Origin of the sequence: Mesorhizobium kowhaii (genome assembly GCF_042431665.1) — a bacterium.
In the GTDB taxonomy this organism is placed as follows: Bacteria; Pseudomonadota; Alphaproteobacteria; order Rhizobiales; family Rhizobiaceae; genus Mesorhizobium; species Mesorhizobium kowhaii.
Map to the genome: position 1 here is coordinate 158,585 of NZ_JBHLYT010000008.1, position 22,846 is coordinate 181,430.

Here is a 22,846-nt window from a genome sequence, read left to right on the forward strand (position 1 = left end):
GGGCTGCTGTTTTGCTTGTCACCAAATCAGAGTCTCACGCGCCACACCGAAGTGGGAATTTACCTGTCTCTGCACTCCTACTTGTATCATTCGCCGCCGCCCGCTCTGGCTTCCGGCATGACTTGCAGCAACGGCTGCGGCGATACTGCGATCTCTCCCGTGAAGGGCCGATCGTGGGCGAGAATCAAGAGAACGGATGCCGCCACGCCGGTCGCAAAACTTCCAAGAGCGATCGCCGATGCCATTCGGTTATCACTATGAACGACCGCGATGGCGAGAAGAGCACAGAAGGCTTGCAGGATCAGGCAGGCCCACTTCGTGGGATTGACTTGTGCGGAGCTGACGAGAATCCGTTGGCGACGTGCCTCAAAGGCGTCTTCAAGCCACCTCGTAATCTCGCGCTGCGCGATCTCCTGGCCGGGATTGCCTGGCGCCAAAGCCAGCGTCGTCCGCAGCGCCTCGTTAAGCGCCGGGCTTATGGTGAGGGTCGCCGCGCTCTCGGCCATCAGCGGCCACTCCTGGCTCGTCGTTTCCTCGATATAGCTGCGCACCAGCGTCCGTAAGCGCGCCTCGGGCTCCCCGGGAAAGCTGCTCGCCAGAACCACGACCGACCGCAATGCACTGGCCTCGCGATTGACTGCCGCATTGGCGTGATCGCTGTCGCTCCAGACCTGAGCCGCGGTGAACGCCACAAACAAGCCAAAGATGATACCCAGCGGCGGCAACATGCCAGGCGAAACCGCCTTGAATGACCGCGCCGTGGAGCCCACAGAAAGAGCGGCGATGCCTTGGTGCAGGATGAACGCGACGATATAGGTGGCCCCGAACACGACGAGAGCCATCCAAGCGAGTGGAAGAGTATGCAACCAGCCACTCATAGTAGCGCCTGCCCCATCCTGAGAATTCGTCGTCAGGCGTTTGTAGGGCCGTCGTTCCACTCGTGGCAATGCCACTGTGTTCCATCGTGTCAACAAACTCTATGCACGGGTGCAATCGGCTGCCCACGCCGGTCGAAAGACCTGCTCTATGATCGCGTCGCAGTGGGTGCTTGCGACGGGAGGATTCCCAATTGCCCGCCAATCGATCCCGCCTGGATTGCAGGTCAGGTTGGTGTTTTGCGCTTGGGGCGGGCTGCTTCATAATCTGCTGCCGTCAGCCTGTGCTTGCCAACCGGCACTTGCTGCCGCGTTGCGCAGAGGCAGCAGGGTGCCGACCGGCGTCATGGCGCCTTCAACAGCACGCAGCGATCCCTTGACAGCAAGAGCACGCTGTGCGATGTTGTGCTGAGAAAAGGAGAGTGCAAAATGGCTGGCGATCGATATGGTACATTTCGTACAGGTGAACTCGGGCGAGCCTTGGCGGCGCTGGCTGAAGATCCCGCACGCTATGCCGAGTATGCTGCTCTTTCTCGCGTCGCCGTCCCCGCGGTGGCCGCGCTCTCCCACGAAATTGATAGAGATTTCCCCCAAGTCAGAACGGATGACTTTGCCAAACAGGCTATCGGAGCGTTTGTCGGCAACATTATGCGACAGTTCGGGCACACCATAGTGCGCCGGGGTCGTGTTCCTGGCGGCGTTTTCAGCTACGGCTCTATCTGGTCCGCTCTGCCGGTTGCCGACGCAAACACGTTGACTTGAATCGGATGAACTACCGAGTGACCCATATCCAAACAGTTGATTCCTGTGGCGGAGACGTTGCATAGATCGTGATCTGTGCAACGGCAAAAACGCTCCGGATATGGGGCAAATCGCGAAGGCCAAAACCAAAGGCTTGCATCCCCGCCTCAGCCCGAACTATTCCTATGTACATATATGAACACTAAGGGTTTGATTTTCTTGCCCTTCTCAAGGTCGCTCCTCGATCGGCGTATAGCAAAGAGCGAAGAGGCGATGGATCGTATCGCGCTCGCCAAAAGCCGCATCCTCTCGGTGCTCGATACCTACCCTGTCGCGCACCAAAGGACACTGGAGCAAAAAATCTCGGATCAAGGCCCCATCCATAAGCGGGTCGACCCACATCTAATAACCTACGCCATCAAGGACATGCTCGCGCTGAACCGTCTGGCAGAGCATCACAGCCAGGAATTTCCTGACGTTCCGTGGTACTCAAACATCGGGACTAAGCACTCCAAAATCGCCGCACCTCTCTCTGAGCTCTCCACGCTATATAACACTGTAAGCACTGCCTATTCTCAACTCCTCGGCGACGCCTTGGAAGTAGCCACCTTTCAGGCGCTTCGCACCACAAAGGAAGCTAAAGGGCGCTATCACTTCGATGGCTACTTCTATCTAGGTGCTCCAAAAAACAAATTTGGCCGCTTCTCACAGCGTAAGGCACCCACAATACTCGGTGACAATAAGACCGACAGACAGCCAGACTTTTTACAGTATGGTCACGATGAAGGAGTTCTGTGCATCGAGTGCAAAAATGTCCGTGAATGGACATACCCTCGAAATAATTTTATAAAACATCATATTTTGCGTTGTTCTGAACTCAACGCTATACCTGTGTTCGTAATTAGGCGGATACATTATTCAACAAGAACCAATCTACTAGAGCCCGCAGGACTCATTGCGCATGAGAGTTATCATCAGTACTTTCCCTCTGATACAGCTGAGATTGCAAACCGTGCCAAACACAAAGAATCTCTTGGCTTCACCGATATCGTCGCCAGCGAAGAACCACAGCCGCGCACGGTGAAATTCTTTCTGAACGATTTGCCTGATTTGGTGCCCCGCATGGCGGCTAGATGGGCGCAAAATCGAACAGCTTTGGTGGACTACGCTAACGGCGATATCCATCTCGCACAGCTTTACAACGCCATCGGCAGTCGAGCTGGCGGCAAGTGGGTCGATGAAATCGCCGATGAGGCCGAGGCGGAGGATGACTGGTATCAGGACGAAGGAGGCGAAGAAGATTAGCCTCTGAGCGGCGACCGCGTGAGGCGGCAGAGAAGTATGAGCGCGAGGTGCAGTATTTCAATTTAAGCGGCATTGAGGGGCGGGGGGCGGCTACTCGCCAGGGCGGCTGCGTCGGGTGACAGGGAGATGGTGGCGGCGCTGCTAGCGGCGGATGGGCAGGCGACGGAGGGTGAGGTGCCGATTGAGAGGTAGGCGCCGAAAGGCCGGATGCCGCCCGTGCTCGAAGCTTAGCCACGCTCCTGAATATCGGCAAGAAGGTCCTTTGCCTGAGTAGACAATGCAGGATCAACCACACTATTTCCCGCGATTTTGTGCAGGCGAGACTTGACATCTTCCCAATCAGTGAAGGGCGACACATCCCGTCGTGCCAAGGGGAAAAACGTCCCTTCAGTCGAAGATACGCGACCACGCATTTTATTGAGCAGGCTGATGAAGTTCTGATCAGACTTGATTTGTTCAGCGAACCATTTCTGTGGCTCTTCGAAACTCCCTTGGTCGAGTTCACGCCATCGGAAGAGGGTCGAAGCGAGGTCTGTGATCTGCGCTAGCTTCTCTCTTTCTTCTGGCTTTTGCAGTCGCAGCAAGATGATAGTTCTGGCGCTCTCAACCTCGGCGTCCGTCAGCGACCATTCGTTCTCTGGCTTCGGGCGGTCGCCAATTTTTCCATGGCGCCGCATTTCGGAGCTAACAAACTCTTCGGCCAACCAACCTATCGATGATCCATCTTCCAGAATTTTCTTCAGGGTTTCAGTAAAAAGCGCAGTGTCTTTGTCGCGCAAAATCTTGAGCATTCGATAGACCAACTCACTGGCGCGATAAGCAACTGACAGTCGCCCAAAAGTTCGCGCCGATAGTTCAGATTCCGCCACGATGTCCATGACATTGGCTATTGCTTGAGAAAAAATCGATAGCCGTTTCCCGTCCCACTCTTGAATCGTTTGGTGGTTAACTCGATCGATGAAATAGTCAAACCAAGATCCGCCAGTAGCTCTCGATTTCTCCGACAGTCTCACTATTTCATCTTCAAAATCATTTATGGAGGAATCAGCTATGTCAATTATGTAGTTTAACTCACTTTCGGTGAATGATGTTCTTGGTGATGCAAAGGCAAAATAGAACCTATAATGAGACGGGCTTCCAAGTCGTCTCTGCCTCTCTAGGTTTTGCATCTCAGAATTTGGTATTTCTCTAAATAGATCTGTTCTATTATTTTGAAGGTTTCTTTCTACGCCCGGTATATATCCGATCAGTGACCAAATTGACCGAAGGGAGTCGACATCTTCTCTGTCTAGAATTCTTGCTAACTGATCAGCCAACCCCTTTGACTCATCAGAGGTTGGACGAGCATAACCTTGGCTGATCAATGCCCAGTCAGGAAGATATGTCTCAATCCACTCATACAGTTCGGGATGCAATATCTTTCTCATATGCAACCAGCAGAGATCCGGATAATAAATATCGTCCTTAACTGGAGGAAAATGAAATTTTATAGAATTTACTACCATCTTTACATCGCGCGGAGTCTGAAGAAGAATTCCGACTGTCCCAACGGCCGCGAGCAAATCGTCTAGCGTATTTCGATCTTGCTGATGACCCGTCTCTTTTTCATAAAGGCTAATCAGCTCCTCTTGCAACCATTGCCGAAGATCAAATGACTCTGGCCGTGGGATATTGAAGGAAACTTGAATGATTTTTTGTAGATAGGCTGCCCCATCCGCGACTCTCAGGACATTCTCAATCGCATGCGCCAAGATTCCTTTGTCGTGGCAGAGTATGTAGATCACGTTTGGGAAATCCGCGACCGAGCGAACTAGTCGGATTACCTCTACTGCCTGTGCCGGCTCCAGCCGATCCAGATCGTCGATAAGCACAACAAATCTGTGAGGGAGTTTGGCGAGCTGACTGGAAAGCGATGCTTTTCTTTCATCGAGATTTTCATCAGATGCCCAAGTTTCTAATAGATCCGCCCCTTTCTCTATCGCACCGCCCGCCATACCCACCCCGAGAACGAATAGGCCCGCTAAGCTAAGAATTGGTGCGATCTTTCGACCCGCTGCCACGCCGAATGACCGGAGTTCGTAGGCTAACTTTGGAGCCTTATCTTTGGCGTCGGACGCGCGTTGCCGAAATCCATCTCTCCAAGTCTTGGGCTCAGGCGCCAGTTGTTCACCTTCAATCTTTTCGCATGCATCGGCTATGGCGCTAACTAGCGCCACTACCAGATCATCCTGGTCGCCTATAAGCCACGGTGAGAATGACACAACAGTCGTGTTGTTGCTTGTGTCGTCGTCTATTTCTTGCTTTAGTAAATTTACTAAGCTGGATTTTCCCGATCCCCATTTGCCCTCGACGGTGATTACCATTCCTTGCCGTGCTGAAGCCGATACGACGGATAGCGCAAGTTTCTTTGCAATATCCGTGAACCCAAAGCGGTCATCGCCGCTCGAACGAATCGCGCGATCGGCGTCCAAGGTGCGATGATTATCTTCCATTACCCAACCTGGCTCTTTTTGGTGGTGAGCTTGTGATTTAGCGCAATGAGCCCCGATCATGGAGGCATGGACTCTCAAAGCGCATGGACGTCAGCCTCCCGAGACATCTACGTCTTCGGCGGCCGAAGCGCCCTTAAGAATATCGATTTCCGCCTCGTGGTCCCCACCCGACATGGATGCGACCGGTCGCCGATCAAGAAGACGCCGAGCGCATCTCCAGTCGACGCCTTGTTCTGCTGGTTTGATATGACGGCCAGCCGTGGCTTGTTGGCCTGTGTGCAGGGTCCAGAATTTGGAATTCCCGATATCTTGTCTGGCGGCGTGGCATATCCCGCGAGACTGGTCAGCACCCGATTTTGTCAAAACAACACGTTTCAATATTTCCTCACTTTTTAATAGACATACCCGCCGGCAACATTACGTGGCGGACGACGTTGCACAAGTATTCGGCGACGCGTCACACACGATTATTTTTGACAGCAGCGCTGATATCCGTGGCACTGTCCGGTCTTTGTGATCGCGATAGCGCCGCAGGCGGTGGGGGAATGCACGAGATGACTCGTGCCTTGCGCGTCTTCCCGATGTCGCGGGAAGCTACCGAATGTGTTGCTGGTTCGCCTGAACAAGGGCTCGGCAGGACCCTGTCAGGAACCTTACTTCCAACGGTCCCCCCAACACCCCTCGCATTAACCATTCGTTAACCATTCACTCGCTAGCGTTTACCTATCAGTAAGGATTCGCCGCCAGTGACTTTTGCCGCTCCCCTCGAGGCCAAATCCATTCGCTTTCGCGCCCGCTCCTTCGTCGCGTTCACATTGACTCCTGAAGGTCCATTGGCGGCCTGGCTGGAGGGGCTCGATCACTGGATCGGCAATTCGCCCGGTTATTTCTCAGGCCGCCCGGTGCTGCTCGATCTGAACACGATGAAGCCGCAGGCGAGCGAGATCGCGGCGCTGGTGGCGGAACTGGCGACGCGCGGCATCCGCATCTATGCCATCGAGCTCGAAGGGGCCTCGCTTGGCGCCGGATTGCCGCCGGTTCTGGTCGGCGCCAAGGAGGCGACGACCGATGGCCTGCTGCCTGGCCGCAAGGCGAGCGGGGCTGACAAGGGCACGGCGCCAGAGGTTGGTGCGGACGCGATACGCGCAGGTGCCGGACGCGCCGATGTGGGGCGCGCGCAGGCTGACAAGGTTGGCACAAGCAAAGCAGGCGAGAGCGAGCCGCAGGTTGGGCAGGAGGCTTCGGGCACGCTGATGATCAAGTCGCCGATCCGTTCCGGCCAGGCGATCGTGCATCCGCATGGCGATGTCATCGTGCTCGGCTCGGTCGCTTCCGGTTCGGAGATCATCGCGGCGGGCTCGATCCATGTCTATGGCACGCTGCGCGGGCGCGCTTCGGCCGGTGCGCTCGGCAACAAGGGCGCGCGTATCTTCTGTCGCCGCAACGAGGCCGAGCTTCTGGCGGTCGACGGCTGGTACGTCACCGCCGAGGAGATGGATTCACGCGGCAAGCCGGTTCAGGCGTTTCTCGACGGTGGCGCGCTGCGCGTCGTGCCGCTCAGCTGAGCGGGCCGATATGGGCTGCAACAACAACAAAGCAACAACAACGGAGGCATTTTCATGGGCAAGGTAGTGGTGGTCACCTCGGGCAAGGGGGGCGTCGGCAAGACGACCTCGACGGCAGCCCTTGGTGCCGCGGTCGCCAAGACCGGCAAGAAGGTGGCGCTTGTCGACTTTGACGTCGGCCTGCGCAACCTCGACCTGATCATGGGCGCCGAGCGCCGCGTGGTGTTCGACCTCGTCAACGTCATCCAGGGTTCGGCGAAACTCTCGCAGGCGCTGATCCGCGACAAGCGGGTGGAGACGCTGTTCCTGCTGCCGGCCTCGCAGACGCGCGACAAGGATGCGCTGACCGAGGACGGCGTCGGCGAGGTCATCGACAAGCTGCGCTCGGTGTTCGACTATGTGTTCTGCGACAGCCCGGCCGGCATCGAGCGCGGCGCGCAGCTCGCCATGCGCTTTGCCGACGAGGCGGTCATCGTCACCAATCCGGAAGTGAGCTCCGTGCGCGATTCCGATCGCATCATCGGCCTGCTCGACGCCCGCACTCTAAGGGCCGAGCAGGGCGAGCAGATCGCCAAACATGTGCTGGTCACGCGCTATGACGCCGCGCGCGCCGCGCGCGGCGAAATGCTCTCCATCGACGATGTGCTGGAAATCCTGTCGACGCCGCTGCTCGGCATCATTCCCGAGAGCCAGGATGTGCTGAGGGCCTCCAACCTCGGTTCGCCGGTGACGCTGTCGGAGCCGCTCAACGCGGCCGCCAAGGCTTATATCGACGCCGCGAGGCGGCTCGAGGGCGAGGATTTGCCCGTCGTCGTGCCGTTCGAACGCAAGGGTTTTCTCGATCGTCTTTTGGGAAGGAGGGCGGCATGAACCTGCTCGACATCTTCAAGCGGCGCTCCAGCGCGCCGGTGGCGCGCGAGCGGCTGCAGGTGCTGCTCGCCTATGAGCGCCGCAACCGCAGCCAGCCCGACCTCGTCTCCATCCTGCGCGAGGAGATCATGGCCGTCATCGCCAAACATGTGCAGATCGACCAGGACTATCTGCAGGTTTCGATGGACCGCGGCGAGACCATGTCGACGCTGGAAATCGACATCCAGATCCCCAACAAGAGCGCCGTGCCGCTGGCGATGGCGGGCTGATTTTTTTTACCCGCCCCCTGAAGGTCGCTGCGCAGCAGCGGCGTGGGGGGCGGCGCCACCCGCGCCGGCTGGCATTGTTAGGACGTTGATAAGCATTTGGTAATACAAGCCGGGAAATGAGATTCTGCGTCGATTTGACATGTAAAATGCCGTCGTTTTCGGCGGGGCCATGACGTGCGCATCAAGAGCCTGATCGTCCTCAGCATGACGAGCGCCGCGGCCTTGATCGGGCTGGTTGGCGGTCTCGCGATCTTTACACAGATGGCCGCGACCAAGTCGCTGGGTTTGACCGAAGCGACCAACGTCGCCCGGGAATTGGCCGACACGATCGTCTTCAAATCATCCGATGGCTCACCTTCGCTGTTCGAGCGGCCTGAAGCGCTGCGCGAATTTCTGGAGCTGCAGCACCATCGCTCGCTCAGGGATTTCCTGATCGTCGACCCCAACAAGATCCTGCTGGCCCATGCCGCCGACGAAGAACACAAGACCGGCGAGAAGTTCGATCACGACCCCGGCAACGAAGTCGGCCAGACTTTGGCGGATGGCGTCCCGCGCAAGTTCAGCGATGCGCATGAAGCCAATGACATACTGGCCGTAGCGATCGAACACCCCAAGGATACGATCGTCGGCGCCGTGCTGCTGGAATACGATCCTTTGCTGCGGGCCGCCGAACAGCGCACCAACAGCTTGCTTTGGCTGGTTGGCCTCGGGGCGGCAGCCGCCGTACTGGTTGCGGCGGCATTCGCCTGGGGGCTGCTCAGCCGCTTCGGCGCCGGCCTTTCGGACATGATGAGAGGCATGGAATCGCTGGCAAAAGGCGAGGTCATGACGCGCATCGGCCACGGCCGCAAGGATGAGTTCGGGCAGTTGGCGCAGGGCTTCAACACCATGGCGGACGAGCTTGCATCCGCGCGCGCCCACATCGAGGATATCGTCCAGACGGCGGCCGAAGGCATCGCCGTGCTGAACAGCGATGGCAAGATTGCAAGCGTCAACCCGGCGGCGGCGGCGATGATCGGGCGGCGCGCCGACAAGATCGTCGGGCAGGACTGGGGTTCGGTCATGATAATGCGGGATGCGAGGGGAGCCGAGTTCGCCGGGGGAACGTCTCCCGTCGAGCAGGCCCTGACCACGGGCCGCCAGCACCAGAGCGAAGTGCGCTTGACCAAATCGAATGGCTCGCATGTGCCTGTCATCGCCAGTTGCAGTCCGCTTAGCCGGTCCGACGGCGGCCTCGTGCTGACGCTCAGCGACATCAGCGAGCTGCGCCGCGCCGAAGGGGTTGTCAACGAGCGTGCCGATCAACTGGCGCTCCTCAACCGCGAACTGCACGAGAAGTCCGAAACCACGACCCGTCTGGTCAAGCTTGGCGAACTGCTCCAGGCCTGCGTCACCTTTCCGGAAGCGTTCTCGGTGGTCGGCACCGCCATGGCCGAGTTCCTCGGTGGCTTGAGCGGAACCGTCCACTTGACCAGCGCGTCGCGCAATTTGGTCGAGGAGATGGCGCATTGGGGCGACGTCCGCTCGAGCGTTGGCCAATTTGCGCCGGAAGACTGCTGGGCGCTCAGACGCGGCCAGGAACATGTCACCGGCCCCGGCATGCTCACGCCGCGCTGCGCGCATATCACCGAGAACGGCAAGAAGGGCTATGTCTGCATGCCTCTTGCGGCGCAAGGCGAAACGCTGGGCATCCTCCATTTGTGCGAGCCGAATGCGGCCGAGAAGCCGCAATGGCTGGCTGAAAGACAGCAGATCCTGCGCGGCGTTGTCGACACACTGGCGCTGGCGCTGGCAAATCTGCGCCTGCGCGAGACGCTGCGGCAACAGTCGATCCGCGATCCGAACACCGGTCTCTTCAACCGGCGATATCTGGAGGAGACGAGCAGCCGCGAACTGCGCCGGATGGAGCGCTCGGGCCAGCCGCTGGTGGTCATCATGCTCGATGTCGATCATTTCAAGCAGTTCAACGATACGTTCGGCCACGAAGCCGGCGACCTTGTGCTGAAGCAGGTCGCCGCGACATTGATCGAGCATGCCAGGGATAGCGATGTCGTGTCGCGCTACGGCGGCGAGGAGTTTGCCCTCGTCATGCCTGGAAGTTCGGTCCAGGAAGGTGCCGAGCGGGCAGAAGCGCTGCGCCAGGCAATCAGGAAACTTCATTTGACGCATCGCGGCCGAACGCTGGGCACCGTCACAGCCTCGTTCGGGGTCGCCGCCTATCCCGAGCATGGCGTGGGCTGGACCGAGTTGACCAATGCCGCGGATCACGCGCTCTACGATGCCAAGGGCAACGGGCGCGACCGCGTCGCCGTGGCGCTGGGCAATGCGCCCGGTGAGCGGCCCCCGATCCAGTTGGTACCAGCCCCGAAAAGCAGCTGAGACGCCTTTTGAGGTAGGGCACTCGGTCTCGCCCGCGACAATCTTCTTGCCGTCTGCAAGCCGGGATAAGGCCGAGTTTCTCGGCCCCCTGAGGGTCTCGCGCTGCGCCGCGGGCTTTTGCCGGGGCGCCCCACGGGTCTTGCCCGTCCTTCGGACCCCACACCCGTGGGGCGAGGAACAAGTTTTCCACGGCCGCGGCATTGGTTGTCCGCGGCATCCAACCCTCAAATGTCCCGGACTTGCCTCCCGCCAATGGGGGGCTTCCCCTACGCAATTAGCGGATGTAAGGATACATTAGCCATTTGTTAAGTACAGAGTTGGGGTATGGCGTAAGGGGAGTTCGGCCATGAACTTCAAGGGCCTGATCAAGCGTGCTGAAGACGTAGATAAAGCAATTCAAGACCTGGAGATCGATCTGGCGGACGCGCTGGATGCAAGTCTCGACGCCGAGGACGAGGCACCGCCAAAGAGCGACGATGTCCCGGATTCCGCGGCCGGTCCTGACGAGCCGCCACCTGAGGCCAATGCGGCAAATGCGGATAGTCCGGAGAATGCCGACAGTGCGGACAACACGGACAGTCCCGAAACCGGGCCACGACTGACCTCCCATACCCAGACCCGACTGGCTGCGCTGAGTGCCTTTGAAGGGCTGTTCCATGACGCCAGGGACTATCTGGAGGAGATCAACGGCAAGCTGTCGGAGATCGCGACCTCACACCACCTGACGCGCGAATACCTCAACATCCTCCACGGCGACATTCTTCGCGCCAATGAGTTGGAGCTGGCAAATGCCGGCCTCATCGCCGAACAAAGAACGCTGTCGGAAAAGCTGCACGACGCAGGGAGAAAGCTGCGCGAGCGTGAAAGCACTTGCGACGTGCTGCAGCAGCGCGAGACAAGCCTGGTTCAGGACAAGGAGGCGCTTCGCGCAGCGCTTGCCGCGACAAGGCTGGAACTCGCGGAGGCAGCCAATGCGAGCGCAAAACGCGACGCGGATTTCGGCGACATCGCCAAGCGGCTGACCGCCAGAACGGTCGAGGCCAACAGGCGCTTGCGCGAGAGCAAGATGCTGCGGGAAAAACATGTCAGCCTGTCGATCGAGCTCGACAAGGCGCTGAAGCGGGAATCCCAGGCGCGGCACAGGCTCGACGAGCTCTCGACGATCCATGCCAGCGAAGCAGCGCGACTTGCGGAACTGCTGGCCGCGCTCGCCAAGAGCGAGAAAGAGGAGATGCGGCTCCAGAAGTCGCTTGAGGCCGCACAGGCCAAGCTGTCGCAAATGACCGAAGCAGCCGGCATGGTGGAAGGCGACAGGGAAGCCGAACTGGCTCGCAGCCAGACGGAAATGCGCGGCTTGCGTTCCGAGATCCAGGAGCTGCAATCGCGGCTGGAGTCGGCCTCGAACGAGAACAGCGAGGCCGTCGGCGAGATCGCCAGGCTCAAGACTGAATTGAACGACACCCTGGCCGAAAAGAAAATCGCCGATGAAAGATTGTCCGCGCTCACCGATGAGAACGAAAGCGACAAGATGAGCCTTTCGAAAGTGAACGCCAATCTTTCACAGCTTATGCTGCAACAGGCGTCGGAACAGATACAGCTCGATGTCCAAAGGCAGGAATGCGAGGATCTCAGGGCCGAAATCGTGTCGCTCAATGCCCGGATCAAGGAATTGCTGCCCTACGAGCGGCTCCACAAAGCCACCAGCGGCAGACCGCGTGAGGGCAGCGTGGTCGAGATCACCGGCGTGGTGGCGGAGAAAGCACGTGCAGCGGGCAGGCGGCGCGTCCGCAGGAACCTCCGCGCGACGCCGTAGCTCACTTCGCAGGCTCGCCGCGACGTCGCTTCGCTCCCGCTCCGCCTCGGGTGACGGGCGGCTCGTGCTGGTAAAGCTCGTCCATGGTGAGCGATGCCAGGGCGCCGAAAGGTGCCTGCTTTTTCACCCGGCCGCCGCTCAGGATCACCACGTCGTCGCAGAACGAGATGGTGCTGTGATGGTGACTGATGACGATGGTCGTGCGGCGGCCGGCTCTCGACTTCAGGGTCTCGACGATGGCTGCCTCCGACAGTCCGTCCACGGCATTGGTGGCTTCGTCCAGGATCAGGAGATCGGGATCGCGCACCAGGGCCCTGGCCAGTGCGATCCGCTGCCTCTGCCCCGCCGAGAGGTTGATGCCCCGGTAGCCAACGACCGTGTCGTAACCGAGCGGAAGCCGTTCGATGAATTCATGCGCTTCGGCCAGTCTTGCCGCACGCTCGGCGTCGTCGGACGTGGCCGCGTCCTGCCCGTAGGTTATGTTTTCAAAAATGGTGCCATCGACCAGTTCCAGCTCCTGGCTGGCCAGTGCGATGTGCCGCCGCCATTGGCTGGCGTCGATCCCATCGAGCGGTGATCCATCGACGAGAATCCCGCCGGTGTCCGGTTCCACGAAGCGGCACAGAAGATTGACGATCGTCGTCTTGCCAGCGCCCGAGCGGCCGATCAGCGCCGTCGAGCGGCCGCCGCGGATCTCGAAAGTCGCCGAATGCAGCACCACCTCACGCTGGTCCGTGCCGGAATAGGTGAACGTCACGTCATCGAACTTGATGCCTTGGCGCAAGCCGTGGAACGGCCCGTCGCCTTGCGGCGGTTGAGGCTTGCCGGACGGATCCAGCATCCATGTCACCTCTTCGAGCGATCCGCTCAGGCCTTGCAGCTGGCTCCACGACCCTTGCAGGGCCCGCATATGCGGCTGCAGCCTGTAGAGCAGTATGACAAACGCGATGATCAGCGGGAAACTCACCTGCGCCAGCCAGGCGCCGATCACCACCCCCAGAAACAGCACGGCGTGGAGAACCTCCGTCAGCGGCGGCAACGCTCCCTGGCGGACAAGCAGGACGAAGGAGGCGCGCCGGACCGCATCGGACGCCGTATCGAATATCGCCTTCTCGCGGCTCTCCTGTCCGAAGATGCGGATCAGGCGTCCGGCATGCACAAGGTGGAGCATCTGTGATGCGAGGTGGCTGTTGCGCGAGGCGACGCTGCGGCTGGGCCCTTTCAGATTAGCCGAAAGGATGGCGTGCGCGATCTGGACGGCGGCCAGTCCCAGCGTGACCAACAGCGTCATGCGCCACGAAAGCAGGAGCAGAAAAGCCAGCAGGATGATGGCGGCCGATGCGCTGACGATGGCCGACAGCATGATCTGGATCGCATCCGATGCCCGCCAGGATTCGTTGGAGATGATGTTGAGCAGCCGTCCCGGACTCTGCCGCAGGAAGAATGGGTAGCCGACCCGCAACAGCCGCTCCGACAATGCGCTGCGGATCGAATGACTTGCCTTGCCATAGATGAAGGTCGTCAGCAGCGTGTTGGCGAAGGCGAAGACGTTCTTCAGGAGGATCGAGCCGAGGATGGCGATCGAAATGACGATAAGCCGGTCGCGCTCGCTCAGGCTCGCTCCGACATGCTGGAGGACAGCGGAGAAACCGGCCATTCCCGTGGCATCCCCGTGTCCCATGATAATGCCAAGCAACGGGATGATCAGGCCGATGCCGAAGCCTTCGAGGACGGCGCTGGCCAGGCCAAGAACCACCACGGCCGGAAGCAGGCGCAGTTGCTTCTTTCCGAACGCCCGGAACAGCATCGGCAGGCTTGGCGGTAGCAATGGCATTACAGCGGTTCACCTCGCCTCGGCATTTGCCTGTTGATCTTGCCGCACCGGCGTACCTTGCGCCCGTCTCGCCAGCAGGAGAACTGCGAATCTGGCCGCGCCGAGCAAATTCATGCCGACGATCGGCCAGTGCGACAGGTTGAGTTCGCGATCGAACGCAGGCCCGCCCGCCAATTCCCGGAAAGCGGCTCTCGTGGCCCAGTAGAAATGACGAAGCAGCCAGGGCGCATGGCGAACATGTTTCAGGCAGAGCCCGCCATTTCCCAGGCTGTAGTCGCGGTGGAGCTTTTCGATGGAGTTGCGATCCCGCCGGCCATGATGATGGAATATCGTCATGTCTGGCACATACTCGACCGCGATGCCGAGCAGCACCGCGCGCACGAGGTAATCGGTATCCTCTGCCGACCGCAACGGCCCGCCGGCGCCGAAGCGTTCGTCGAAATAGCCGATACGGGCCGCGACATCGCGGTGCATCGTCATGTTGCAGCCCAGCACGAAACCGCCGGGATGAACATCCGGCGTCAGCCGCTCGCGCACCCGCGACCGCTTGATCGTGAAAGGCAGATCCCTGGGATCGCCAAGCTCGACACGGCCTCCGCGGATGAGCCATTGTTCCTTGGATGCATAGTGTCGCTCCAGATCGCGCAGGTAGTCGCAATGGACCGCGCAATCATCATCGACGAAGACCAGCACACGGCCCCGCGCGCGCCTCAACCCGGCGTTACGGGCAGCCGCCAATCCGGGGCGTGGTTCGCAAACGGGCGTGAGTGGAATGTCCGACATATCGGCGATGCGGGCCAGGCGTTCCGCCGTGCCGTCGTTCGAGCCGTTGTCGACGACCACGAGTTCGGCCGCGAAGCCGGCATGGGCGCGGCACGCGGCCTGCACCGACTTGATGCAGGCCTCGAGCACCGCGGCGCGGTTGCGCGTACAGATGATGAAGCTGACTTCCGGCGCCGATCGTTCCGGTCGCGGACCGGCCGGGACGGCGCCAAGCGCCGTCGAACGATCGCGCTGCAGAGGTTGGTGGGCTTTGACGATCATCCCTCTAGCTCAACTGATAAGGCGCCAGGACCGCCGCGGCGGGTGCGGATTTGAAGAAGTATGCCAAGGCATCCGCTTGTCTGCCGGCCGACAGCGAGGCGCGGCTGAGCCAGGGGGCCCAGGCGCCGGGCCGCAGCGCATATTTCTCGCGGCGCCGGATGGCGTTCCACTTCGCGGTCCGCGTCAGCAATTCATGCGTCAGTGGGGGCTGCTTTTCGTCGGCGACGAGCTGGTAAAGGAAATAGAACAGGTTCAGCGCGCCGGCCTCGAAGCTCGGCCGCGTCTCGGCTGGCAGCGAGCCAATCCGCTCCTCCAGCGCGACGATGAAATTGGCCGCACGGGCAACCGTGTCGAGGCTGACCGTATCGCCGATGTTGCGCAGGTCCCGCGTGGTTTCCGCGAGGCCCTCGCGCTCGAGGTTCTCGGCCACGATCCGCAAATGCGTCCTGCGCATTTCCTTGATGTGCCGGCTGGTCACGCTTCCCTCATGGACTCGGTAGACGACCAGGTTTTCAGGCATCATGGCTGCCGGGTAGCGGTCGGCCAGCCGCCTGAAAAGGTCGAAATCCTCGGCGTGCCTGTAGGCCTTGTCGTAGTGGAGAGCGTCGTCTTCGATGACCTTCCGGTTGTAGACGACCGTCGGGTGCATGAAGATCGTGAAGAACTTCGCCAAAATTGGAATGCGGCCGAACTGGAACACCGGATCGGGTCTTCCCCTGGCGATGCGGCCGCGGATCAACATGTCGACGCCGGCGCCGCAGAAGCCGAGTTCGGGCCGCCGGTCGAACAGCGCCACCTGGCGCGACAATCGCCAGGGGTAGGCGACGTCGTCCGCGTCCATCCGCGCGACCAGCTCGCCCTGGGCTTTTCGCAGCCCTTCGTTGAGCGTCGCGACAAGGCCGCGGTTTTCGCGCGAGATGATCGAGATGCGGCTGTCGGCTTGCCGGTGTCGCTCGAGGATTTCGAGCGAATTGTCGGTCGATCCGTCATTGATCGCGATGATCTCCAGGCGGCAGTAGTCCTGCCGCAGGATGCTTCCCAGCGCGGCGGCGAGATAGGGCCCGGCATTGTAGACCGGCAGAAGGACCGAGACGAGCGGCGCGGCGGTCATCGTCTTGCATCCGTTCGCGGGAGGTCGAGCGATGGCGCGGGGCGATCGGGCGATCCGCCGGGCAGCCTCGCGAACCAGCCGGCGTGGCCGGCGCGCGCGGCATGGGTGCGCGCGACATAGGGGAAGTGGCGCTTCAGGCGGTTCAGCGGCCTTTCGAAAACCACCCAGGAAATCGAGGCCACGACAATCGTCGCGGCGCTCGCAACCAGGAACCGCCCTGGTCCTTGCTCCGAGACATTGAGCGGAATCCAGGGCTGCGACTTGACGGCGAGCGACAGCAATATCGGATGATAGAGATAAACGCCGTAGCTGATGCGGCCGAAAGCAAGCAGTGGCGGCAGTTCGGCAAGCTTGCCGAGGGGGCCGCGAAGGCCGCTCGAACAGGCGGCGACGATGGCCATCAGCGGCACCAGCGGCAGGACTTGCAGCAGCAGCCAGCGGGCCCATTCCAGCATTGGATCGGAAGGCGCCGGGACAAACCACTCGATCATCAGGAATGCGGCCGCAAAGGCAGGCCAGCCTAGCCGCATCCATTGCGGCAGGGCAGCGCCCCTGGACCGCCAGCAGGCAAGCAGCGCACCCGATGCCAGCGCATCCATGGATGCCGGTGGCAGCAGGTCGCGTGCCAGCGCCGGGGTGGCGGTGACCGGCCAGTAGAAGCGATAGGCCAGCGACAGCAGGATGACGCCGATGCAGATCGGCTCAAAGCGCCGGCGCGGTACCAGCAGGACGATCAGTGGCCAGGCGACATAGAACTGCTCCTCGATGCTCAGGCTCCAGAAATGGCACAGCACCCAGGGCGTCCAGTCATTGCGCAGCGCATACCAGAAATTCGACAGATAGAGCGCATGCCAGACCAGCGATCCCCTGGACTGTTCCAGGTCAAACAGCCAGACGAAACCCAGGACGGCAAAATAGGGAGGAAATATCCGCAGCGCCCGCCTGATGTAGAAGGATCGCAGCGCGGCGCCGGTTTCAAACTCGGCGGCCGCACGCGCTTCCAGCAGCACGCGCGTGATCAGGAAGCCGCTCAGCACGAAGAACAGCCGCACGCCGATATGGCCCCAGAACGAAGATCCTCCCGCCGCGAAGAAATGGGAGTACATCACCATCGTCACGGCGATGGCCCTCAGTGCATCCAGTTGGACGTCGCGGGTGTTTCCCATCAGCGCCGTCCGCCGGCGTGATGTCCGCGATGAAGCCGCCAGCCAGCTGTTTCGAACGGCAGGCCAAGGCGGCCCGCCATGGCGCCGGCACCATCAAACCCGCGCTTTGCGAGTCCGCTCAGGCAGGGCTCGAAATCGACGGACGAACAGCTCAAGTCGGTCAACCTGGCGGAATCCTTCACGGCGTATGTCCAGTCGCAAAACGAGTCCCCCAGGAGATGGTTCGGCTACCGCATTGTGCAGCGCAACACAAAAAATCTACCAGGCCGAAATATTTGTGTGAGCAAGCGCTAAAGGTTGACAAAACCGCCCGGATTTCACCCTTTTGGGCGATTTCCCCCAGCATTTCAACCCTGTCGTTGAGCTGTATGGATCTGCTCGCTCCGGTTGATTCGAAAAAACCCTGCTTGGAGAATAAGAAAAGCTCAGATCTTTCTTAAATCGTGCGCGAAACTCGAAAATCTATATTTTTACTATACGGATTCGGCCCGGGTTACGCATGGGATGAATTGGAATAATTGAGTTTTGCGCGATGCAGCATGATCGCCGGCTTTTTCAGTGACACGCGCTTGCCTGGCGAACAGGGCCGCGCCGGAGCCGTCTTGCCCGTCACACCGCCTCAAACACCACCGTCTGTTCCAGCCCGCCGCCCTTGCGGTTTTCCAGCGTCACGGTGCCGCCGTAGCGCTCGATGATTTCCTTGGCGATGGCCAAGCCCAGCCCGGCGCCCGGAATGGATTGCAGGCGGCCGGGATCGACGCGGAAGAAGGGCTCGAACGCCTTGTTCAGGAGCTCCGGCGGAATGCCTGGCCCATGATCGGAAATGGTGAGCACGGCACGGCTGCCGGCCACGGCAAGGTCGATGCGGCATGCCTTGCCATGGGTGGCGGCGTTGACGATCAGGTTGCGCAAGGCCCGGCGCAGGCCGAGCGCGCCGGCTTGCACCGAAACGGCATCCAGATGCCCGATCGATACGGCATGGCCGAGCGAGACCATCTCGGCTTCGATATCCCCCACCATCTTGCACAGATCCAGCGGCTCGACGGCATCCTGGTTCACCTCTTCGCGCACCAGGCGGATGGCGCTGTCGGCGATGCGGTCGAGCTCATCGAGGTCTTGAAGCCATTTGTCGCGCTCGTCATCGAGGAACTCGGCGCGCAGCCGCATGCGTGTCATCGGCGTGCGCAGGTCGTGGCCGGCGGCGGCGACCAGCCGCATGCGGCTTTCCATGGCGGTCTTCAGCCGGGACGAGAGCTGGTTCAGCGCATGCGCCGTCGCCTTGACCTCGGCCGAACCGACTTCCGGCACCGCCGCCAGCATTCCATCCGATCCAATCTTGGAGACGGCCGCCTCAAGCATCTCGAGCGGCCGGATCAGCACGGCGGTGAAATAGACCGAGACGGCCGTGGCGCCGGCCACGATCAGCGAAATCCAGCCGGCCAGCACCAGCCACTCGCGCCTTGGCGGCGTGATGTGGGGAACCTCCATGATCGCCCAGCGATTGTCGGGCAGGCGCACCGATGCAAGCTGACCGGGTCCATCCGCCTTGTCGCTGACGATGGCCAGAACGTCGAGGCCGCGGCGGCGCAGGATGTCGTTGAGCATCGCCGTTTCCGGGCGGTCCACCTTGCCGCCAGCCGCATGGTCGCTCAGCTTAACCCGCAGGACGTCCGGAATCGGACCGGGCAGGAGCCGCACCACGAGTTCCATCTGCTGGGCAACCCAGGGCACGGTCAATTCCGGCGGCGGTCCGCCGCCCCGGACGCTGATGACGGCCGCCGTCGCCAGGCCGACCACGCCGACGATCGAGGCGACCAGCAACAGGATGAGGCGGCGGCGCAGCGAGTTCACGCGTGGCCCTCCACCGTCTCGACGCGCGCGGTGAGCTGATAGCCGCCGTTGCGGACGGTCTTGAACAGCGGCCCGTCGCCGGTCTCGGCGAATTTGCGGCGCAGCCGGCTCACCAGCACGTCGACCGAGCGTTCGAGCGGGTCGCGCTCGCGACCTTGCGTCAGGTCGAGAAGCTGGTCGCGTGACAGCAACCGGCCGGGACGGTCGAGAAACACCTGCAGCAGGTCGAATTCGGCGCCGGTGAGATCGACGGCCAACCCTTGAGCGTCCGTCACCTTGCGGGTGTCCGATTCCAGCCTGTAGCTGGCGAAGCGGTAGATACGGGCGCGGGGCGGCGCAGGCGCTTCCTCGGGCACCGAGCGCCTGAGCACGGCGCGGATGCGGGCAGTGAGCTCGCGCGGATTGAACGGCTTGCCGAGATAGTCGTCGGCGCCGAGCTCCAGGCCGATGATGCGGTCGACATCCTCCTTCAGCGCCGTCAGCAGGATGACGGGGATATGCGGCTTGCGGTCGCGCAAGCTGCGGCAGATATCGAGCCCCGATCCGTCCGGCAACATGACGTCGAGCACGGTTAGGTCGAACTGGCCGGTGGCGAGCTTCTGCTCGCATTCGCGCCGGTCCGCTGCCACCGAGACGCGAAAGCCCTGGCCGTCGAGATAGCGCTGGAGAAGCGTCCTGATCTCGCGATCGTCGTCGACGACGAGGATATGGGGTTGTGACTGCATGACCGTGCCCTTGCTTGGCCGCGATTATAGGGAGAGCCGCGCCCAAGCGGCATGGAAAATTGCAACCGAATGTTTCCGGCCGGGCGCGGGAAACATTCGGAAACAAATTGCCCTTTTGCGGAAACCTTCGGCAACACGCCGACGCGAAGCGGACAAACACGCTTCCTATCCTCATGGCCGTCCGAAGCATGAGAGAAAGGAACAACATATGCGAAGCAGACTTTTCGCGCTCGGCCTGTTTTCCGCCGCGGCCATCCATCCCGCGCTGGCGGCGCAGCCCGATCCGGGCGCGGTACCCGGCGAAGCGCCACCGATCATGGCCCTGCAGGATGGACCGGAGCAAGGGCGAGATCATGGCCCGATGCCCTGGCCTGGTCCGCATGGGCCGATGCGCCACGGCCCCCAAGCTTTTGGGCCGGAAGGCTTTGGTCCCCACCGCATGGGACCGCCGCCGGAATTCATGCTGGCGGCCCGGCTTGCGGCGCTCGAGACCCGCGTCGGCATCCGCAGCGAACAGCTCGATGCCTGGCGTGATTATACCAGCGCGCTGCAGGCCGTGCTGGCACCGCCACGGCCCGATCATGGTCCGGGCAGACGTGGTGGCCCTGAAGGTCCTGGTGGGCTCGGTGGCCATGAAGGTCCGGGCGGGCCTGACGCCAAGGGCCCCGAGGGCGGCACGCCCGATCCCTTCGCCTTCCAGGAGAAACTGGCGGACGAGGTGACCAAACGGGCGGTCTCGGCCGGCAAGCTTAAGGACGCGATCGCGGCACTTCGCGCCAAGCTGACGCCCGAACAGCTCGAAATCCTCGCTTCGGCGGATCGCCCCCACGGACCACCCCCCGGTCCTTGGGGCGGCCCGCCGGAGGATGCAGCCGGCCCCCGAGGTCTGCCCAACGATGGCAGACAGCTCCCGCCGCCCCAGCCCGGGAACGGCGAGCAACTCTGACCGGCTGCGCGCCGGCCGGCCCGATACCCAACCCGTTCTCGGGCCGGCCGGTTCTTCGCCGGATGGCGGCCGCCATCCGATCTTTCAAATCATGGAATGGAAAGCAATGTGGGAAGCCCTGATGATGCTGCGGCTGCTCGCGTCCGCCAGCCCGAGATTCTCGCTCGGCCATGCGGCGCGCGTCAATCGTACCGCCTTGCCGTCGGCCCCGCCGATCGACACGCTGAAGGGCGCGATCCGCCTGAGCTTCGCCGCATGGCGCTTGTCGCTTCCGCTTTCGGAGCGACCCAACAACCACGGACATCATGACCGCAAGATCGCGTGAGGTGCTCACGTCCATGGCCGCGGCGCGCGGTTTCATGTTCGTGACCGGCAGGGCGCTTGGCTTATCGCCTCTGATCGGCATACTGACGCCGGTGGGCATCGCGGCCAAGAATTCGATCTTGCTTGTCGAGCACACTCCGGCCGCACGGAAGGAGCGCGACATGAGCCGCTTCGAAGCACTGCTCGATGCCGCCCGCAATCCGGGCCAGCTCCTGGTGGACCGATCCGATGCCCAGGCGGCGACCGCAACTCCAGCGAAAGATCATCCAGGCCATGCCTATCCCGTCTAGCCAGTCTTCCCTGTCGGCTCGCCGTCTCGCGCCCTGGGCCGCAATGTTGTGCGGCGCGCTTTTTCTGGCCGCCTGCTCGCAGGAGAACAAGGCCCCTGCCGGCATGGGCGCGGCCGGCAAGCCCGAGGTCGGCGTCGTCACCCTGCATCCGCAATCGGTCGCGATCACCGCCGAACTGCCGGGGCGTACGACGGCCTCGCTGACCGCGGATGTGCGCCCGCAAGTGAACGGCATCATCCAGGCACGGCTGTTCAAGGAGGGCAGCGAGGTGGTGGTCGGGCAGCCGCTTTACCTCATCGATCCGGCAAGCTACCAGGCAGCCTACGACAGTGCGAAAGCAGCCCAGCAAAAGGCGGAAGCGGCAGTGCCGACCGCGCAGGCCAAGTTCGACCGCTATGCCGGCCTGCTGAAGCAGAACGTTGTTTCCAAACAAGATTATGACGATGCCGCCGCCACGCTGGCACAGGCCAACGCGGATGTGGCATCCGCCAAGGCCAGTGTCGAGACAGCGCGCATCAACCTCGACTACACCAAGATCACCGCGCCGATCGCCGGCCGTATCGACAAGTCCTCGCTGACGCCAGGCGCGCTGGTCACCGCCAATCAGGACACCTTGCTCACCACCATCCGCGCGCTCGATCCGATCAATGTCGATGTCACGCAATCGAGCACCAATTTGCTCAACCTGCGGCAGGCCATCAATGAAGGTCGGTTGAAGTTCAGCGGCCCCAATGTCAGCGTCAAGCTGAAGCTCGAGAACGGCACCATCTATGCGCAGACCGGCAAGCTGGAATTCGCCGGCGCCAATGTCGACCAGACCACCGGCACCTTTGCGCTGAGGGCCGAGTTCCCCAATCCCGACCGCCTGCTTCTGCCCGGCATGTATGTGCGGGCGCTGGTCGAGGAGGGCGTCGCCCAGAACAGTTTCCTGGTGCCGCAGCGCGGCGTCAGCCGCAACACCAAGGGCGAGGCGACGGCCATGGTCATCAATGCCGCGGGCAAGGTCGAGACGCGCGTGCTCGCCGTGCGCAACAGCGTCGGCAACAACTGGCTGGTGGATTCCGGCGTCGGCGACGGCGACCGCGTCATTGTCGAGGGCATGCAGCTCGTGCGCCCCGGCGGCGATGCCACGGGTGTCGAAGTGACGATCGACGAGACGACCGGCGAGGTCAAGGACCGCGGTCAGAGCACATCGGCGGCACCTGCCATGTCCAAGACGGCCAGCAACCAGTCGACCGGGAACTGA

Annotated in this window: 19 protein-coding genes; 10 read left to right on the forward strand and 9 right to left on the reverse strand. The window is 61.5% G+C overall.

What is annotated here, in order from left to right; translation table 11 throughout:
• Positions 1 to 86: 86 nt before the first annotated feature.
• Both ACFFNA_RS10505 and ACFFNA_RS10510 read right to left on the reverse strand, forming a co-directional pair.
• The gene (locus ACFFNA_RS10505; protein WP_378917975.1) at positions 87 to 830 is read right to left on the reverse strand and encodes a bestrophin-like domain; all 744 of its coding nucleotides are present in this window, start codon (positions 828 to 830) and stop codon (positions 87 to 89) included.
• Between the two features lie 306 nt (positions 831 to 1,136).
• A complete protein-coding gene (locus ACFFNA_RS10510) occupies positions 1,137 to 1,541 on the reverse strand; it encodes a hypothetical protein (RefSeq protein ID WP_378917976.1) in 405 nt (134 codons plus the stop codon).
• A gap of 348 nt (positions 1,542 to 1,889) precedes the next feature.
• On the opposite strand from ACFFNA_RS10510, the gene ACFFNA_RS10515 reads away from it, so the two are divergent.
• Positions 1,890 to 2,921 (forward strand): hypothetical protein, encoded by a 1,032-nt coding sequence (locus tag ACFFNA_RS10515; RefSeq protein WP_378917978.1) that lies wholly within the window; start codon positions 1,890 to 1,892, stop codon positions 2,919 to 2,921.
• Between the two features lie 227 nt (positions 2,922 to 3,148).
• On the opposite strand, the gene ACFFNA_RS10520 is transcribed toward ACFFNA_RS10515, so the two are convergent.
• Complete coding sequence (locus ACFFNA_RS10520) at positions 3,149 to 5,413, reverse strand: KAP family P-loop NTPase fold protein (protein ID WP_378917980.1); 2,265 nt, start codon at positions 5,411 to 5,413, stop codon at positions 3,149 to 3,151.
• A 746-nt stretch (positions 5,414 to 6,159) separates the two neighbouring features.
• On the opposite strand from ACFFNA_RS10520, the gene minC reads away from it, so the two are divergent.
• From minC to ACFFNA_RS10545, 5 genes are all read left to right on the forward strand, one after another.
• Complete coding sequence (minC, locus tag ACFFNA_RS10525; protein ID WP_378917982.1) at positions 6,160 to 6,978, forward strand: septum site-determining protein MinC; 819 nt, start codon at positions 6,160 to 6,162, stop codon at positions 6,976 to 6,978.
• Positions 6,979 to 7,032: 54 nt separating this feature from the next.
• A complete protein-coding gene (gene minD / locus ACFFNA_RS10530; RefSeq protein WP_111543354.1) occupies positions 7,033 to 7,848 on the forward strand; it encodes a septum site-determining protein MinD in 816 nt (271 codons plus the stop codon).
• Entirely contained in the window at positions 7,845 to 8,117 is a 273-nt protein-coding gene (gene minE / locus ACFFNA_RS10535) for a cell division topological specificity factor MinE (protein WP_024501686.1), read from the forward strand. Before minD ends, minE begins: the two co-directional genes overlap by 4 nt.
• 174 nt (positions 8,118 to 8,291) lie before the next feature.
• Complete coding sequence (locus ACFFNA_RS10540) at positions 8,292 to 10,496, forward strand: sensor domain-containing diguanylate cyclase (RefSeq protein ID WP_378917985.1); 2,205 nt, start codon at positions 8,292 to 8,294, stop codon at positions 10,494 to 10,496.
• A 346-nt stretch (positions 10,497 to 10,842) separates the two neighbouring features.
• Positions 10,843 to 12,309, forward strand: coding sequence for a coiled-coil domain-containing protein (locus ACFFNA_RS10545; RefSeq protein ID WP_378917987.1), 1,467 nt, complete (start codon positions 10,843 to 10,845; stop codon positions 12,307 to 12,309).
• A 1-nt stretch (position 12,310) separates the two neighbouring features.
• Here the strand turns inward: ACFFNA_RS10545 and ACFFNA_RS10550 are convergent, their stop codons facing one another.
• The 6 genes from ACFFNA_RS10550 to ACFFNA_RS10575 form a co-directional block, all read right to left on the reverse strand.
• Entirely contained in the window at positions 12,311 to 14,143 is a 1,833-nt protein-coding gene (locus tag ACFFNA_RS10550) for an ABC transporter ATP-binding protein (protein ID WP_378917989.1), read from the reverse strand.
• A gap of 9 nt (positions 14,144 to 14,152) precedes the next feature.
• Positions 14,153 to 15,187 (reverse strand): glycosyltransferase family 2 protein, encoded by a 1,035-nt coding sequence (locus ACFFNA_RS10555; protein ID WP_378917991.1) that lies wholly within the window; start codon positions 15,185 to 15,187, stop codon positions 14,153 to 14,155.
• 4 nt (positions 15,188 to 15,191) lie between these two features.
• On the reverse strand, positions 15,192 to 16,298 hold the full coding sequence (locus ACFFNA_RS10560) for a glycosyltransferase family 2 protein (protein WP_378917993.1): 1,107 nt from the start codon (positions 16,296 to 16,298) through the stop codon (positions 15,192 to 15,194).
• Positions 16,295 to 17,464 (reverse strand): acyltransferase family protein, encoded by a 1,170-nt coding sequence (locus ACFFNA_RS10565; protein WP_111543360.1) that lies wholly within the window; start codon positions 17,462 to 17,464, stop codon positions 16,295 to 16,297. The genes ACFFNA_RS10560 and ACFFNA_RS10565 overlap by 4 nt, the downstream gene beginning before the upstream one ends.
• A 609-nt stretch (positions 17,465 to 18,073) precedes the next feature.
• Positions 18,074 to 19,315, reverse strand: coding sequence for an ATP-binding protein (locus tag ACFFNA_RS10570; RefSeq protein WP_378917995.1), 1,242 nt, complete (start codon positions 19,313 to 19,315; stop codon positions 18,074 to 18,076).
• Positions 19,312 to 20,040, reverse strand: coding sequence for a response regulator (locus ACFFNA_RS10575; RefSeq protein ID WP_378917997.1), 729 nt, complete (start codon positions 20,038 to 20,040; stop codon positions 19,312 to 19,314). The genes ACFFNA_RS10570 and ACFFNA_RS10575 overlap by 4 nt, the downstream gene beginning before the upstream one ends.
• A gap of 208 nt (positions 20,041 to 20,248) precedes the next feature.
• Here ACFFNA_RS10575 and ACFFNA_RS10580 point away from each other — a divergent pair, with 208 nt between their 5' ends.
• The 4 genes from ACFFNA_RS10580 to ACFFNA_RS10595 all read left to right on the forward strand — a co-directional run bounded on the left by ACFFNA_RS10580 (position 20,249) and on the right by ACFFNA_RS10595 (position 22,846).
• On the forward strand, positions 20,249 to 20,986 hold the full coding sequence (locus ACFFNA_RS10580) for a hypothetical protein (RefSeq protein ID WP_378917999.1): 738 nt from the start codon (positions 20,249 to 20,251) through the stop codon (positions 20,984 to 20,986).
• Between the two features lie 121 nt (positions 20,987 to 21,107).
• Entirely contained in the window at positions 21,108 to 21,311 is a 204-nt protein-coding gene (locus ACFFNA_RS10585) for a hypothetical protein (protein WP_378918001.1), read from the forward strand.
• Complete coding sequence (locus tag ACFFNA_RS10590; protein WP_378918003.1) at positions 21,292 to 21,600, forward strand: efflux RND transporter permease subunit; 309 nt, start codon at positions 21,292 to 21,294, stop codon at positions 21,598 to 21,600. Before ACFFNA_RS10585 ends, ACFFNA_RS10590 begins: the two co-directional genes overlap by 20 nt.
• A complete protein-coding gene (locus ACFFNA_RS10595) occupies positions 21,584 to 22,846 on the forward strand; it encodes an efflux RND transporter periplasmic adaptor subunit (protein WP_378918005.1) in 1,263 nt (420 codons plus the stop codon). The genes ACFFNA_RS10590 and ACFFNA_RS10595 overlap by 17 nt, the downstream gene beginning before the upstream one ends.

What these genes read in the sequence shown, in the direction of transcription:
- ACFFNA_RS10515 (WP_378917978.1), top strand. Translation starts at nt 1,890, where the DNA reads ATGGATCGTATCGCGCTCGCCAAAAGCCGCATCCTCTCGGTGCTCGAT.
- ACFFNA_RS10520 (WP_378917980.1), bottom strand. Translation starts at nt 5,413, where the DNA reads ATGGAAGATAATCATCGCACCTTGGACGCCGATCGCGCGATTCGTTCG.
- minD (WP_111543354.1), top strand. Translation starts at nt 7,033, where the DNA reads ATGGGCAAGGTAGTGGTGGTCACCTCGGGCAAGGGGGGCGTCGGCAAG.
- minE (WP_024501686.1), top strand. Translation starts at nt 7,845, where the DNA reads ATGAACCTGCTCGACATCTTCAAGCGGCGCTCCAGCGCGCCGGTGGCG.
- ACFFNA_RS10545 (WP_378917987.1), top strand. Translation starts at nt 10,843, where the DNA reads ATGAACTTCAAGGGCCTGATCAAGCGTGCTGAAGACGTAGATAAAGCA.
- ACFFNA_RS10550 (WP_378917989.1), bottom strand. Translation starts at nt 14,143, where the DNA reads ATGCCATTGCTACCGCCAAGCCTGCCGATGCTGTTCCGGGCGTTCGGA.
- ACFFNA_RS10555 (WP_378917991.1), bottom strand. Translation starts at nt 15,187, where the DNA reads ATGATCGTCAAAGCCCACCAACCTCTGCAGCGCGATCGTTCGACGGCG.
- ACFFNA_RS10560 (WP_378917993.1), bottom strand. Translation starts at nt 16,298, where the DNA reads ATGACCGCCGCGCCGCTCGTCTCGGTCCTTCTGCCGGTCTACAATGCC.
- ACFFNA_RS10565 (WP_111543360.1), bottom strand. Translation starts at nt 17,464, where the DNA reads ATGGGAAACACCCGCGACGTCCAACTGGATGCACTGAGGGCCATCGCC.
- ACFFNA_RS10575 (WP_378917997.1), bottom strand. Translation starts at nt 20,040, where the DNA reads ATGCAGTCACAACCCCATATCCTCGTCGTCGACGACGATCGCGAGATC.
- ACFFNA_RS10580 (WP_378917999.1), top strand. Translation starts at nt 20,249, where the DNA reads ATGCGAAGCAGACTTTTCGCGCTCGGCCTGTTTTCCGCCGCGGCCATC.
- ACFFNA_RS10585 (WP_378918001.1), top strand. Translation starts at nt 21,108, where the DNA reads ATGATGCTGCGGCTGCTCGCGTCCGCCAGCCCGAGATTCTCGCTCGGC.
- ACFFNA_RS10590 (WP_378918003.1), top strand. Translation starts at nt 21,292, where the DNA reads ATGACCGCAAGATCGCGTGAGGTGCTCACGTCCATGGCCGCGGCGCGC.
- ACFFNA_RS10595 (WP_378918005.1), top strand. Translation starts at nt 21,584, where the DNA reads ATGCCTATCCCGTCTAGCCAGTCTTCCCTGTCGGCTCGCCGTCTCGCG.